Origin of the sequence: Ochrobactrum chromiisoli, from assembly GCF_026241335.1 — a bacterium.
In the GTDB taxonomy this organism is placed as follows: Bacteria; Pseudomonadota; Alphaproteobacteria; order Rhizobiales; family Rhizobiaceae; genus Brucella; species Brucella chromiisoli.
The window spans coordinates 1260004-1274276 of sequence record NZ_JAPHAV010000001.1 but is presented as its reverse complement, the minus strand read 5'-3'; the positions used below and the strand labels follow the sequence as shown (position 1 = coordinate 1274276).

Here is a 14273-nt window from a genome sequence, read left to right as displayed (position 1 = left end):
ATTTCAGCCGATGCGGCGAACGGCTTCCGCCATTCTCATACGTGCGGCAGCTGCTGCACTCGAAAAGCTTGCGCCCTCGTATGAAAGCGGGAATGTGCCAGCCTGCGAGCGAACCTGCGCATCAGGATCTGCGGGGATTGTCACAAAGGAAATTTCATTCGGCGTCCAGCGCTCGACAATGACCTTTTCGACATCGCCTTTTTTCTGAGCTTCCTCGACACGGATTTTGTCAATGGAATAGCCAACTGACACGTTCTTGATGATGCCGTCAGAGACGAGTCCAAACATACGGTCAGCACGCTCATCAATACCGGCTTTCGGAAAACGAACCGTCGCCTTCCCTTCGCCGCCTTCAATCCAAGCCCGCTCAACTACTGCGACTTGTGAAAATGTCGACCACGACGAATGACTATCGAGAACCGGAGCGCCCGCATTCATGCGCTTGAGATCAATCGCTTTGTCACTGACAACGAGGACCTCATCGAAGGGAACGACCGTATCCCAACCCACATAGCGGCGGCGCCGTACCGTCGCGCCCTTTGTCCAGACAAGGTCAACCGTTCGGGTTTCGACATTGATACCGGATGGCAGCAAGCGAACTTCCTGCATCTGCATCGGCAGACTATCCGGTACCTTACGCATACTAAGTTTCGTCATTGTTTTCGTCCTCATCAGGAGGTTCATCATCCGAACGCTGTTGCGTCTGCCCGGCCTGCGAGATGCGCCGGGGATCACTATCAAGAACGATTTTGCGCTTATCGAGCTTGGCGTTGTCGGACTTGATTTCATCTAGAACATCGTCCGGATCTTCGCCCGTCTCAGCAATCGCTGACGAAAGGGAACGGAAACCGGCACGGACTTCTTTGATGCGCGCATTCACGTCTTTCAGAGGATCTGCTGAATAAAAGCGCGGTGGCGACCATTCGACGGCAACAGTTGGTGTAGTGAGTTTGCCAGCCAGATATGCAGCTTCGCAAAACCAGTCCCAAATAGGTTGCAAGAGCATCGGAATGATCATCTGCCATTGCACCATCGATATCAGGCGTCTGAAGCCTTCCAGCCCGATCTTGCTCGACGAGTAATTCACCTTGTCGAGCCGTCCGGTCATGATGGCAAATGGCACGCGCCAGCCAGCCGAAATAGTATGCAACATTGAAGTTTTGTAGGGATCATAACTGTCAGTGACGGCAGGCTGCGAAAACTTCATATCGCGACCACCCACTGCATTATAGAACATGCCCGGCTCGAATTTTTCGACCCGCTGCCCTCGCGTGTTATAGATCCCCGGCTTTTGCCCGGTTCCATCTTCGCCAGGTATTGGCATCCCGATATTGTCATCGGCATCCCCACCAGTCATCACGCCGACAAGGCAAGCTTCCAACCGTTTGCGAACAAGTTCCGCTTGTTCATATTCAGCCAGATCAAACGTATCTGCCATTGCAGGTGTACCCCAAGGCACCCCCATCACCTGTGTACGCTGCTTTTCGAAAACATGAGCAATGTCAGCGGCGGGAACTGGCTTGGAAACGATGGTCGACTGGGGATCGAAGAAGCTGTTTCCGGGATGAGATCCGAACATCCAATAAGCGCGCTTGCGTCCGATGGCGTCAAACTCAATACCTTGGATGGTTTTACCGCCCCCTGAAAGCACACCTTCTTTCGTGGTGTCGATCAGGTCGGATTCCAGAACCTGCAATTGCAGCGGAACTGGCAAACCATCTTCCAGTCTGCGGCGGCGACGGCGAATTATGCCATTGCCGCTTTCAAACATCTCACGGACAGTCAGAGCGACCATGCCATTAAAATCAAGATCGCCATCAGCATCACAAACTTTGCTCCACTCTTGGAAAAGCTTGATTGCCTTCTTGTTCTTAGAGCGCGGAATGATCCCGTCGCCAATCGCATGGCTGACAAGTTCTGAAACAGCCTTCGCAGCATAAGGATTGTTGCGCACAAGATCGCGCATGCGGTCCCGAAGCACTCTTCCAGCCCGCGTGATTTCAGCGTCAGCCGAAGTCGACTTCGCACGCCTGCCAGATTTTAGCCGACTTGTTTCAGCCCCGGTGTAACTGCGCTGTGCAATTTCCATAGCGGCACGCTGCTGCACCCGCCGCAAGCCAGCCTGCGGCGAGACATAGCCGATTGCTTTATCAAGGATATTGGTGATGCTCATCAGTCTAACGCCGCCAGTATGATGCGCGAACGACCCTGTCTGCGGGATCTGAGATCCGCAAGCGCCTCTCGCATATCTTTAAGGGAATGATATTCCACCTCGCGGCGCGTGCCGCCCGAATGGAAAATTACCTTCTTTGCGCCCGTAGCAATCGCATCTTCGAGCGCCGCAATTTGATCGTCCAAGGTCGCCATGGCTATAACCACTCCGAAGGTGCGATTTCTGGTATGTTTGAAACCCTTTTGGTTTCAGGTGGCGTAGAAAGTTCGCCCTCACGATGCGCCCAGTTGGCATTGACCATTTGTCGCGCTGCAAAGGCGTAAACTGTGCAGTCTAGCGCCTCATGTCGTCGACCAGGTACCGGTACAAATTGCCGTATGGTTTGACCGCGTGAGTATTTAACAACCAGCTGCTCGCCCACGAGCTGCTCAAACCAGACATCCGGCAGAGCCTTCGAAAAGCGCATGGAACTGGCACGCGCCAAGCGACCAAAGATATGGCTTTTGATACCATCGACACCGACGATAAACAGCTTGCCGCCTTTGACTGTCGACTTGGATTTCTCAATCCACGGCCTGTTACCGCCGACACCCTTGATCGCAAACACGCGCCTGCGAAAACGCGGGAACGCGTAACGATAGACAGTTTCCATCGTCTCGCCATCCGAGCTATCTATGCAGGTTGCGTCGACCTTGATCTTGCCGCCAAGCGGATGATCCCACTGTGTGCCGAGAGCGATATCCAATTCCGACCACGTCGTGTGATCGTCATAGCGACCCCAGATCACTTCGTGTCCGAGCGCGTAAGGAATGCCGTCTTTGTCCCAGCCAATGAAAGTGATTTCCAAACGATCATCCTGCACGTCAACACCCGCTGTGATGATCAGAACTTGGATCGGGATACCCGTGGTGCCCGTTTCGCTCTCGTCCTCAGCTGCTTCCGCCACGAGACTGAAGTCTTCACCCCGACTTGCAAGCTCGATATCGTCCAGTTCGTCGGTGTTTTCTTTCCAACCTTGCGCTAGGATCGTATTGATGAAGGTTTGCAGCTTCGAAGGATCATTCTTCGCGCTAACAAATTCCTTCGCCAGACGCCCCCATGACGCATTCGGCAGAAGCGAAATCAGAGCGTTCATCCGAAACCCGGCATGATCTTTCACATCGGGCTTAAGTGACCGCCATCTGCCATTCGTAACCATTCCCGGCTTATGGCGTTCGTCGACAAGAGAGCCACACTCGCGGCAAACATAATAGGCCTTTTCCGGCTCACCTTCCGGCCATTGAATGTCTGACCATTGGATCTCATGAAAATGCCCGCACTCAGGGCAAGGCACCTCATATATACGCTGATCCGAATCCTTGTAGGCTTGCAGCACATGGCTGGTTTCCTCGTAGACCGGCGTCGATCCCATTACGATCTTGCGATCCGCAAATGATAATGTTCGACGTTCTGCTAGAAGGATCGGCGAACCTTCCTTCGTTGCCGACATGCCGTCCGCCTCATCGATAAAGAGGATGCGGACATTGTGACGACGAAGGTTGCGCGGTGCTTTGGCAGCAATGACTTTCAGAAAGCCACCCGGAAAGCGCCGGGAAAGAAGTGTGTTTCGCCCGCCCTCGTCGACGTCACCAGTCAGCAACCCATGCAGATCCGGTGAAGCGTCAAAGATCGGCTCAACATCCGAAACCATATAATCGCGGCAGTCCGCCTCAGTCGGTAGCAGTGACAGGATCGGCGAAGGATCATTCGAACAGAAACTTGCCATCGCACTTGTGAGCAGCGTGGTGAAACCGACACGAACCGGCTTTACCAGCGTCACCCGCTCGATTGCGCTGTCGCCGATGGTGTCAGCAATCTCTCGCTGCGGAGGCCACAGACGCACCCGACCTGTAAGCGATGAAACACCTTCAGGAAGGTAAACTGTCTTCTCGATCCAGTCCGACAGCTTCAGTTTGGGCGGAGGCGTCAACGCCTCCCAAACTGCTTGTCGCAATGTCATCAGAGCCGCTGTCATCGTCCTTATCGCCAAGCTCCGCTAACGCTGCTCGAATTTCCGTATCGATCAAATCAACATCGTAAGTTGTGAGATGTGGCAGCATCTGTCGGCATCGCGAAGGAACAGACATGACAACGTTTCGAATCCGGCGAGCGATGGACACCCACTCGTGCCGGACTTCTGCGACCATGATCAGTTCCTTGCGCATCGCGGCGTTTTTCATAGCAGCCTGATCGGCCTGCTCACGTGCAAGGCGTGCTCGTTCGGTTGCCAGCACATCGACATTTTCACCGCCGCGCCCAGCTGCCATTGTTCGAATATGCTCGCAGTAGCCTTGGACCGACTTGCGAAAGTCGAAGCGATTCCGCCCTGTCTTCACGATGATTCCACGTTCGGCATAATCAGAGATTGCCCGCTTCGAGACGCCGATCATTTCGGCAAGCTCCAAGGCTGTCACACTGCCATCATCTTCCGCATTTTGATCAGCTTCTGTAACCAGATCAGCGGTAAACAATGGCGCTTCAGGCTGGTCTGCGTGTTTTTTATGTACTTTCGCCGCAAAGCTGGGGCTGACACCGAATTTCTCAGCCGCCTGACGGACTGTGTTGCCTTCATTGATGAAGGCAATCACCTGTTGCCGGAGCTCATCCGAATAGCCTTTAGCCATCTGATTCCGATTCCATCCAAATGGCGGGGGAATCCCCCTATGAAATATTACACAGGCTGAAATCCCGCAGTCGCGCTCACCCGCAAGCCTGCCAGACCGGGGAAAGGACCCAATGGAGGGGGTGGGGTCAGGGTCGAAGGCGCTTTTCGATCAAAAATCCATTAAAAGATAATGTTTTCAATGTCTTACATGGTTAGATCGACGTTGTTCTATGGCAACAGCTTCTTAATTACTGCGTCGACACGCTGTTGAAGCAATGGCGATGCTGTGCGTTCGAATGCAGCCTTCGTTGAACCTGTCGTCATTTCCCATGGGATGCGAACGTCCGAGCGGGTGTAAGTCAGTCTCTTGCCTGCCTTATCTATGCGTTGGAAAACGTGACCGTTAAACTTTGGCACCACCTGACGATTGGGAAATTTGCCGCCCTTCATAAACGAACCTGCGAAAACCTTACGCTGTCCGAACGGTTTGGCCGAGACACCCTTGCGGGTTTCTTTTGGTGACAGGTATTTCAGACGGATGTTACCGCCTCGCGTTACCATGTCATAGGAAAGCTTGCCCGGCCTTGCGACACCCGGATCACCAATCGCCTTCACGATAACCTTGCGCTGCAATCCGGTCTGCTTTGTCAGCGCCCGGATAACTTGCGTCTTTGCCCTGTTGCCAACCTGATTGACGATACGTGGCAACACTTTTGGAAAGCGAGAGTTCATCTGATCGAGCCTGCTACCAAACAGAGACAGGTGCTTGTCAGCCCAATGCGCAGTGATGGTCGCCATGATCAGCCTCTATAGAAAGCAGAAAGAGCGCCTCAAAGGGCGCTCAGTGTGATTGGTGAATTGCAGACATAGCTTACGCACTGGCCCTGAATCGGTGTCTCGTCATTGAGACTGTCAGGGCTGGGTCCGAGCGTGGCCACCTCAGGAACTTGTCCCCACGTGTTACCGTGTATCGAGGATCACTATCTAAACCGGATTGTCCAGTGATCGGATTAAGCTCACAGAGGTTCGAGAATTGCAATAGGCAAAGTCATTGCTACAGACCGCCCCATGACTGAGACCTCAACCACAACCAGACCATTGCCCTTAGATCCTCCTGAAACCAGTTCAGCACGACTTCCTGCGAATGGTCCGTCTGAAATCCGCACCCACTTCACACCGACAAACTTGCGGTGAAAATGTTCATGATCATATTTACCGCCTTCGGCTTTCACCTTGAAAAGAATAACTTTTTCAGCGCTCACCAGAAATGGAGTTTCATATCCACCAAGCACCGTTACCACGCCGTCAAAACTTAAAAGCCCCGCGATGCATTCATTAGAGACCGCGCACCTGACCAGCACATATCCATTCATAACAGGCTGAATTTTAGCCGGTATCTCACGCCCCTGCCTGCGAACTTTCGGCCCCATTTTCATGGGGACAAGCACCTCAATATTTTCGCCTGATAGTGCATCGCGAACCACAAATTCACGTCCTGATGCGACTTGAAGTACAAGCCATGGAGAATCATCGCTTACGCGATTCGCAGCCACAGACCTTAAACGAGCGATGCGACGACGCTCCGCAAGCACCTTATCAATCGCCCTGCAATGCGCCTCACTGGGCATTGATGCTATTGCCGTGTCGATCTGACGTTGATCAATTGCCATCATATTCACCCAATCCCCTCAAAGCGATCTCGAAACCGTTTAATCCATCGGGGCCACCAGCCGGGAAATAGGCCCACTCAGCGGTGCCCGTGTTCAACAGCCAAGGCCAACCGCGCTGTTTGTGAAACACTTCCCAAGCTGTCCATTCGTCGCCACCAATGCGAACCTGTACGAGCAAATCCTTGATTGCCTGCAAGCGCGATGGAACGAGAGCACCCCGGCGATTGGATGCGCGCTCAAAAAGCTCATTCACTGATGGAAACCCTTGGCGTGCCTGCTTTTCCAGAAGAAGCTCATCTTCCGTGAAGCGACCGCTTTCGGCTACGCTGCGCTCGATATCGTTGAGTGAGACGCTGCGTGAAGGCCCGGCAAGCAAAAGTTCATAAACTCTCGCTCCCCATATCTTCCCCAGCGGTGCAGCAGGTGCCGATTGTGAATCTGGCGATTGCGCCGTCGCCGCTTTGACTGGTAGCTTTTCCCAGCGCTTTTCACGGAGATAGACCGCATAGGAGCAAACAACCTTGCGACCGGTTGCTTTAGCGGCCTCGACATATCGGCTGGCATCTTCCGAAGCTGCCAAGCGTTCCTCAGCAGTGAGTGTATTCCAGATCCGGAATGCATCAGGCTCGCTATCAGTGACAGCAGTTGGCCAAGCATGGAAAGCCTTCTTGAAAGCCCGCTCGATGGACTTACGGTTTTCTTTCCCTTCATGCTCACTCTCGCGCTCTCTCTCAGATGAAGGTTTATCTGAAGGTTCTATGACGGTTCGGGTGACACCATGACACCCGTCTGCGTCGTCAATGTCACCCGTCTCTGCCGCCAATGTCACGGGTGACACCGTGTCACCGGTGACACCATGACACCCGTCGATAGGCGCTTTCGCATCCCGCAGACCCATCAACGTGCGCATATTGAAATCATAGCGCGTGGCCTCACCCGGACGACCACTGGCAGCGGAAACCACGACAAGCAGCCCCTCTTCCACAAAGTCGCGCAAAAGCCGCTGCACGGTGCGCTCTGACAGGTCAGTTTCACGCGCCAGCGTGTTCACAGACGGCCATATTCCGCGCCCGTTGTCGTCCGCAAAATCCGCCAAGCGAACAGCAAGCATCTTGCGGCTCGACGACCCCATCTGTTTCTTAAAAATCTGCGACATCACAGTGATGCTCATCGCCCCGCCCTCTTCCATGCTTCGAAAGCACCGCGCAAATCACGCCAGCGTTCGGCGGCATCGCTGCTTTCGTTCAGTTCTTTTCTGGATCTAATATTGAGGATCGAGCGCAGCCGTTGCGCCGCGCGATCCGATGTTAATGGCCGTTCAAGGCCGTGCCGCTCTTCAAGAAACGCCTTGAAAACAGGGTCATCGCACTTCATTGAAGCCTCTGCCGCAAAGTCACGAGGCTTGTACTGACGGCTCTGCCGTGGCGCGCCCTGCCGTGGTGAGGCCTGCCGTACAGCGACAATCGCGCGATCCACCAGATCAAGCATAAATGCCGCCATGCTTGGCGCACCGACAACCATGTCAATCTCATCTGGCGTTGCGCCAGGGTGAAACGTGCAGACCTTATTGAGTTCGCCGTGGCGCGTTTTTGCTTCGACAAATGATACGCCACCCTCGCAGCAAAGCTGCCAGTCGTCGCCGTTTAGCGCTGCCAGTTTTTCCCGGATGCGGCGAAGTTCGATACCCTCTGCGCTCATGGCGACACCGCTCCACAAAGCAACAGCAGATGACCCTGCGCATGTTTGAGCGCAGCACCTTTGAGCGCGCCGCGATGGCGCGTTTCGTGCATGGCAGCGTAAAAACATGTGAGATATTCACTTCCAGCGTCAAATCCGTGCCGCTCGCACGATGTTTCCAGCACCTGCCGGTATTTCAACATGATTGAAATCGGGCACGTCAGAAGGATTTCAGCGCGTTCGGCGTCGTTTCCGGCATCGTGCATGGCGCGCAAAATGGGGAGCATGGTGTCGGTCATTCCGCAACCCTCCCCGCAGCTTCAAAGCCCCATGCATCCCAGCCCGGACGCGGATTGCGGCAAAACAGTTCGAGTTTTGGAAGATCGGGATAAAGCCGCTCGATTTGTTCCGCGAAGAATGCAGGCTTTGCAGAATGCTTTCCCTTGCGTTCGCGATGCACGGTTTCAGGCTGTGAGCCGCGCAAAGGTGCCGCGACATCGCCGCGCCGACCGATCAGCAGCAGCTCGTGGCGGTCACGGCCCCAATATCCGGTTCCGGCGACTTCCTTGTCCCAGATCCAGTGATGAACATAGGTGAAGCCACAGGCATCCAGCACTCGCAAGGCATCTGGCAACATCGGATTGGTTGCCCACGCAAAGCACACCGCAGGATTGGTGCCGCCAATCAGCCCCGACAGGAGAGCGACAATGTCATCTGTCAGCATAGTCGGATAATGATTTTCTGCGCTCTTTTCGCGCCCTGTCACTTCGGAATGAACACCAAACTGCCACGGCGCATCAAAATAATAGATCGGATAAACGCGCCCCAGCTCAGCCGGTGCCGTGGCGACACCACGATCCGCAATAATCTTCATTTCGATCAAACGAACTGCATGTTTGACCTTCTGTTGCTGCGCGCGGATTTCCTTGCTTTCGCCCCTGATGCGTTTTTCGTCGGCAAGTGCACCCTCGACAAAAGCTATCTGCGCCAGATCGTTTGGCAGCTTTTTGAGCCGGTCGAGCGTAACGCCATTATCAAGACGCGTGCCGCGCAGCTTGCGCATAGCCACTTCACAAATCTTTTCGCCACGCTCAGCATCGCGCTGGATAGAGCGCTCGGTTTTACCTGTCAGTTCAGCCGTCGCCGCGACAAAACTGCGCCGCTCCTGACGGTCGATCAAGTCGCCAACTTGGCGACTTGATTTCCTGTCGCCACCATGCTGCGTATCTGGATATTTGAGCAGATACAGTTCTTTACGACGAAACGTGAAGACAGCACGTTCAGCGGGTGACAATTCAGAACGTGCAAGATTTTCATCAATCTCCCACAGTTCCGCATCCAGCTTGCTTTCATCTCGAACGAATGCCGGAACCTCATCCCAGCCAAGCTGGATGGCCGTTTCCAGCCGATGCGCGCCCGCCGACAAAGCAAACGGCAAAGCGCCACCATCATTGATACGGACTGTAATCGGCGTACGCATGCCCAATTCGGCAAACGACTGCTTAAGAGCTTCAACCTTGCCTGTATCGACTTCACGCAAGCGGTCGCTCACATCAATATCGGCAACTTTGATCTGGACAGGTGCATCCATGTCAGCGCCTTTCCGCGAGATAAATAGCAATAAAAAACGGAGAAGCCGCCGCCAGATTGATCATGACAGCGACGATGACAGGGATAAGAAAATCGTTTGAAAGCAATCGCCTGATCATTGGCGCACCGCCTGAAAAGGCTGCAAGCCTTGCGACACGCGCTTTTCATCAACCAGTTTCAGCACCTGCGGCCAGCGCAGACGCTTCCAGCGACCACCTTCAAGCATCTTGCATTGTCCGTCATGCAGATGCAGGCGAATGCCGAACTCACCGAGATAATCCCGCGCATAATAAAACGAACAGCGCACCTGCGGCTCGAAACGGCGCGGCGCACCATTAACTGAAATCCACTGATCAACGAGATTTGCGAGTGAGGCCATGACTACGCCTCGACCTTGTTGAGCAAATCCTGCAAGGCGCGCATTGCTTCGCGCACTTCCTTGGCGATCAGCTTGCGCTCACCGGCATCGACGCGATTGTCATCGAGTGCAGCAAGAACCGCCCGCGAAACATCCATCGTTTCAGACATGACGCGGTGAGCATCCATTTCGGTAATCGGTGCATGCGGCTCATCACCCTGGACGGATTTTGCTGCAACCAGCTCAAAACCGAGCAAAGCCGCCGCCTGCCTGATGATTGTCGGCGTCTGAGCTTTGCGCTCGACCTCAATCACCACATCAATCGGCATAAAACTGTCGTGATGCTCATCATTGAACGAAGCATACTTTGACAACGTAGAGGTGCCGACGCGGGTAAATGGAAGAATATTGCTGATACCGCCCGCCAAGGCATACGCCCCATCGGTGGCAGACTTGAGAGAACGCTGTTCTTGCTCGGAAATAGTGCGCACGAAACACCCCCCTGAAAATTTCAAGGAAAAAAAGTCGTCAAAGGATTCGGTGAAACTCTCAGGCCTTGCCGTTACAGCTTAGCCATCAACTCAAACTGGCGGGCCACACGCCCAACGCTTACGAAAGGCTGAAAACGATGAACTCATGGAGCCACCGCACTGTCAGAATGAGACGCTGGAGCGCAGCCAGCCGAAGAACGCTGCGCTCCAGCTTCACCCGATGGGAGGTGATCGGGCGAATTACCGTCAGAAACAGTGCAAGACTGCTCCTTCAACCAATTCATGGCACGTTCGAATATGCCAGTAGAAAGGTCGCGCTTTCCAGCAATGAGATCGTCAATATGACCACCACGACCAAACAGTGCCTTTGAAACAGACGAACGCGACACCCCAGCTAAATCGCAATAGCGATCAGCTTCAGAAATGAGATTTTCGATGAGCCTGCTTTTCACTGATGATACCGCCAACGCTACTAATCCTTACGTTCTGGCGGAACATAGGGGACATATTTCCCCATTGTCAATGGATAATTGTCCCCCTTACGGACAAATCTCTGAGGACGATAATCCCCGTATGGAAAATACTATTCAAAAGCGCATTCGAGAGCGCTTGGAAGCTCTTGATCTGACACCAGAACAAGCCAGTCGCAAGGCAGGCTTGGACAAAACGTATCTGCGCAAGTTATTCGAGCGACCATCGGCGTCACCACGCGGCAATACTCTTGAAGCTCTAGCCAAAGCGCTCGACGTAGACATTACGCAACTCATATCTGCAAATGATTCGGTAGTAGAAAAGCCGAGCGTTGAATTTACGAATACCGATGTTAAAAACGCCAATGTTAACCCGCCATCAAGGCAAGTAATGCCAAATGATGTTCCTGTGCTTGGAACCGCCGCAGGTTCTATGGAAGGAGCATTTCAGTTGACAGAGGGCGTTATCGACTACGTTAGACGACCACCAGCTCTTATGAATTCCCGAGACATTTATTCTATATTTGTTGAAGGGTCCTCAATGGACCCTGAACACCGACACGGCGATCTGCGGTTCATAAACCCGCATAAGCCTGCACGCGTTGGCGATAGCGTTGTTATCCAGATTAAGAACGACGGCAGACTTTCCTTCGATGCAATGATCGGACATCTTGTGAAGCGCACAGCAACGCAGTTGGTCATCGGTAAACTAAATCCAGAAATGACGCTAACCTTCTCACTTGAGGACATCGTCAGCGTGCACAAAGTCCTCGACATGAATGAGCTTTTTGGAGTTTAGGGACAAATTTCCTTTTTTATATTGACAGGGGACATTTGTCCCCATTATATCTCTACTCGCCCCCACCGAGCAGATCGTGCCGGTTGAGTAACGAGTAACGGCACGATCTCTCCTTTGCGGGTTTACAGCGATGGAGAGCAAGCCATGATTAAATTTAAAAAGAAGCCTATTTCAAAACCTGCCAAGAATTGCCGCGATACGGTCGTCGCCAGAATGGCTGATACGATGCGCGAAATGGCGTTCGCAGGTGAAAACGTCTCCCCCGATACATTGGCGCATTATGGCTTCACCCGCGACATGGTGGAGAAGTTTGGCGAACGCGCTGTCGCACTCGCTCGCCGCCTTTCCATCAAACAAATTGCGAGCCACGCCTGATCACTTGATCCGGCCTCTTGTCGATGGAGGTTTTAATGGCAGCGCATCTTTCAATCACGCCGCACTTAACAGCTGCGGACTTTGATTGCCCAATCAGCAACACCTTTCTTGGACAGGCGCACATCGCAGGAACCGGACCGCAAGGCACAACCTGCCGTGAGTGCAAGCTATGGGGCAAAAAAAAACGCCTCAAAGACGCCGATGGAAATATCGTCGAGAAGATCGAAAATCCGAAGCGAAACAGCAAGAGACACAAAGAGCATCCCGGCAAACCGAAGGACGCTTACTGCCTTAAGCCAATCCTCAACAAGGCAAAACGGCTCATACCGCACCACGCATCATCGTGCAGATTTTTCGAAGCGAGCGAACGGCCAATGCCAATCACAACCGGCAAGGATGCATGACCATGCATGACGAAATCCAATTCAAGACAGAGGTCGATTGTGGCTTCAACCTTCCGATAGCTTATCAGGCAAGCCGCCGCCGTTACGACCACATGATTGCAATCGCATCGCTTATCGCGAGCGTGTTTGTCGTCAGCACGGTCGGCGCGCAAATCATTCTTGGCTGACACTTTAAATTGTCGACACCAAGGACCGGCACCGATCTGAAACAAACCGTCTCAGATGAAACGCGACAGGTCTTGCTCGACACAATCTATCTGCACTGGCGCGAGGTTCGCGACACAGGACTTAAGCCAGATCAAACCTTAGACGCGCTGATTGACGGGCTTCTGAGAGCGACAGCCGATCTGATTACACACACCGCCGCGCCCGAATGGCGCGAAGCGATCCCGCGAATAGCGGCTGACAGACTTATCCAGGCATTCAAATCCACCCGCGAGAGGGAATTAAACCAAGATGACCAAGATATTGGCATACAAGGGCTTTGACGCTCAGCTTCAATGCCGCAACTTCCAGTTTGAATTGAGCAAGAGCTACACGCATGACGGTCCGGTCATCGCCTGCGAGCAAGGCTTTCACGCTTGCGAATATCCGCTTGATATTTTTAGATATTATGCGCCTGCATCAAGCCGCTTTGGTGAGGTCGAGCTTTCCGGCGAAACCAGCAAGGAAGGTTCCGACACCAAGATTGCAGCCGCAGAAATCACCATCAAATGCGAGTTGAAAATTCCGGAGCTTGTCGCAGCAGCCGTTCGGTACATCATCGACCGGACGAAGCGCGTGGACGGCAATCATGCGACCGGAGAGCGTGAGCTGGTGAAAGCACAGGGCGACAGATCTGTTGCGACTGTGACAGGCGAATGGAGCGCTGCCACCGCATCGGGTGATCGGAGCGCTGCCACCGCAACAGGTAGATGGAGCGCTGCCACCGCAACAGGTAGATGGAGCGCTGCCACCGCAACAGGTTATCGAAGCGCTGCCACCGCAACAGGTTATCGAAGCGCTGCCACCGCATCAGGTGACTGGAGCGCTGCCACCGCATCGGGTGACTGGAGCGCTGCCACCGCAACAGGTAGATGGAGCGCTGCCACCGCAACAGGTATCGAGAGCGCTGCCAGCGCATCGGGTGATTGGAGCGCTGCCACTGCATCGGGTAATCGAAGCGCTGCCACCGCAACAGGTATCGGAAGCGCTGCCACCGCATCAGGTAGATGGAGCGCTGCCACCGCAACAGGATATGAAGGCAAGGTGCGAGGCAAGGAAGGCTGCGCCCTATTCCTCGTCGAGCGAAACGAGCGGATGGAAATCGTTTCCGTTTGGTCAGGCATTGCAGGCCGCGACGGCATCAAAACCGACACATATTACACGCTTAAGAGCGGACAGCCTGTCGAGACTGAATAATGGCCAGATCTCGCAAGAAACCTCCAATGACAGCAGAGCGCGTGGAAAACGCGCTCGATATTCTCGCAAACATCATGGCCGGTGCGCGCAATGGTGAAGCGGCCCTTGGTGCCCCTCTTTGGCAAAGGCTGGAAAGCGAGCTGGAGGGATTGCGAGACGTTGATGACATCGTCGCAAAAGCAATCAACCGCGTCAAATCGCGAGCGCAAGCGGCATAGCGC

At 53.8% G+C, this 14273-nt stretch carries 21 protein-coding genes; 7 read left to right on the top strand and 14 right to left on the bottom strand.

What is annotated here, in order from left to right; all coding sequences use genetic code 11:
• Positions 1–3 precede the first annotated feature (3 nt).
• From OPR82_RS06285 to OPR82_RS06220, 14 genes are all read right to left on the bottom strand, one after another.
• Positions 4–657, bottom strand: coding sequence for an HK97 family phage prohead protease (locus OPR82_RS06285; protein WP_265983695.1), 654 nt, complete (start codon positions 655–657; stop codon positions 4–6).
• A complete protein-coding gene (locus tag OPR82_RS06280) occupies positions 644–2173 on the bottom strand; it encodes a phage portal protein (protein ID WP_265983694.1) in 1530 nt (509 codons plus the stop codon). The genes OPR82_RS06285 and OPR82_RS06280 overlap by 14 nt, the downstream gene beginning before the upstream one ends.
• The gene (locus OPR82_RS06275) at positions 2173–2367 is read right to left on the bottom strand and encodes a phage head-tail joining protein (protein WP_265983693.1); all 195 of its coding nucleotides are present in this window, start codon (positions 2365–2367) and stop codon (positions 2173–2175) included. Before OPR82_RS06275 ends, OPR82_RS06280 begins: the two co-directional genes overlap by 1 nt.
• Positions 2368–2369: 2 nt before the next feature.
• Entirely contained in the window at positions 2370–4187 is a 1818-nt protein-coding gene (locus tag OPR82_RS06270; RefSeq protein ID WP_265983692.1) for a phage terminase large subunit family protein, read from the bottom strand.
• Positions 4081–4836, bottom strand: coding sequence for a MerR family transcriptional regulator (locus OPR82_RS06265; RefSeq protein WP_265983691.1), 756 nt, complete (start codon positions 4834–4836; stop codon positions 4081–4083). The genes OPR82_RS06270 and OPR82_RS06265 overlap by 107 nt, the downstream gene beginning before the upstream one ends.
• A 209-nt stretch (positions 4837–5045) precedes the next feature.
• A complete protein-coding gene (locus OPR82_RS06260) occupies positions 5046–5615 on the bottom strand; it encodes a hypothetical protein (RefSeq protein ID WP_265983690.1) in 570 nt (189 codons plus the stop codon).
• Between the two features lie 218 nt (positions 5616–5833).
• Complete coding sequence (nusG, locus tag OPR82_RS06255) at positions 5834–6490, bottom strand: transcription termination/antitermination protein NusG (RefSeq protein ID WP_265983689.1); 657 nt, start codon at positions 6488–6490, stop codon at positions 5834–5836.
• Positions 6477–7658: a helix-turn-helix domain-containing protein gene (locus OPR82_RS06250; RefSeq protein ID WP_265983687.1), complete on the bottom strand. Its 1182-nt coding sequence runs from the start codon at positions 7656–7658 to the stop codon at positions 6477–6479. The genes nusG and OPR82_RS06250 overlap by 14 nt, the downstream gene beginning before the upstream one ends.
• The gene (locus tag OPR82_RS06245; protein ID WP_265983686.1) at positions 7655–8185 is read right to left on the bottom strand and encodes a hypothetical protein; all 531 of its coding nucleotides are present in this window, start codon (positions 8183–8185) and stop codon (positions 7655–7657) included. Before OPR82_RS06245 ends, OPR82_RS06250 begins: the two co-directional genes overlap by 4 nt.
• Positions 8182–8463, bottom strand: coding sequence for a hypothetical protein (locus tag OPR82_RS06240; protein WP_265983685.1), 282 nt, complete (start codon positions 8461–8463; stop codon positions 8182–8184). Before OPR82_RS06240 ends, OPR82_RS06245 begins: the two co-directional genes overlap by 4 nt.
• A complete protein-coding gene (locus OPR82_RS06235; RefSeq protein ID WP_265983684.1) occupies positions 8460–9755 on the bottom strand; it encodes an MT-A70 family methyltransferase in 1296 nt (431 codons plus the stop codon). The genes OPR82_RS06240 and OPR82_RS06235 overlap by 4 nt, the downstream gene beginning before the upstream one ends.
• A 114-nt stretch (positions 9756–9869) precedes the next feature.
• A complete protein-coding gene (locus OPR82_RS06230) occupies positions 9870–10133 on the bottom strand; it encodes a hypothetical protein (RefSeq protein ID WP_265983683.1) in 264 nt (87 codons plus the stop codon).
• A gap of 2 nt (positions 10134–10135) precedes the next feature.
• Complete coding sequence (locus OPR82_RS06225) at positions 10136–10603, bottom strand: phage regulatory CII family protein (RefSeq protein WP_265983682.1); 468 nt, start codon at positions 10601–10603, stop codon at positions 10136–10138.
• Positions 10604–10746: 143 nt separating this feature from the next.
• Positions 10747–11055, bottom strand: coding sequence for a hypothetical protein (locus tag OPR82_RS06220; protein WP_265983681.1), 309 nt, complete (start codon positions 11053–11055; stop codon positions 10747–10749).
• Here OPR82_RS06220 and OPR82_RS06215 point away from each other — a divergent pair.
• The 7 genes from OPR82_RS06215 to OPR82_RS06185 all read left to right on the top strand — a co-directional run bounded on the left by OPR82_RS06215 (position 11039) and on the right by OPR82_RS06185 (position 14270).
• Complete coding sequence (locus OPR82_RS06215; RefSeq protein ID WP_265983680.1) at positions 11039–11872, top strand: XRE family transcriptional regulator; 834 nt, start codon at positions 11039–11041, stop codon at positions 11870–11872. The two genes, OPR82_RS06220 and OPR82_RS06215, sit on opposite strands and share 17 nt — an antisense overlap.
• 144 nt (positions 11873–12016) lie before the next feature.
• On the top strand, positions 12017–12247 hold the full coding sequence (locus tag OPR82_RS06210) for a hypothetical protein (protein ID WP_265983677.1): 231 nt from the start codon (positions 12017–12019) through the stop codon (positions 12245–12247).
• Between the two features lie 35 nt (positions 12248–12282).
• Positions 12283–12651 carry a hypothetical protein gene (locus tag OPR82_RS06205; RefSeq protein ID WP_265983676.1) on the top strand — a complete coding sequence of 123 codons (369 nt, stop codon included), beginning with the start codon at positions 12283–12285 and terminating at the stop codon, positions 12649–12651.
• Positions 12652–12653: 2 nt separating this feature from the next.
• The gene (locus OPR82_RS06200) at positions 12654–12818 is read left to right on the top strand and encodes a hypothetical protein (RefSeq protein WP_265983674.1); all 165 of its coding nucleotides are present in this window, start codon (positions 12654–12656) and stop codon (positions 12816–12818) included.
• Between the two features lie 9 nt (positions 12819–12827).
• Positions 12828–13139, top strand: coding sequence for a hypothetical protein (locus OPR82_RS06195; protein WP_265983672.1), 312 nt, complete (start codon positions 12828–12830; stop codon positions 13137–13139).
• Positions 13108–14052: a DUF7666 domain-containing protein gene (locus OPR82_RS06190; RefSeq protein ID WP_265983671.1), complete on the top strand. Its 945-nt coding sequence runs from the start codon at positions 13108–13110 to the stop codon at positions 14050–14052. Before OPR82_RS06195 ends, OPR82_RS06190 begins: the two co-directional genes overlap by 32 nt.
• Before the next feature lie 26 nt (positions 14053–14078).
• Positions 14079–14270: a hypothetical protein gene (locus OPR82_RS06185; RefSeq protein ID WP_265983669.1), complete on the top strand. Its 192-nt coding sequence runs from the start codon at positions 14079–14081 to the stop codon at positions 14268–14270.
• Positions 14271–14273 lie beyond the last annotated feature (3 nt).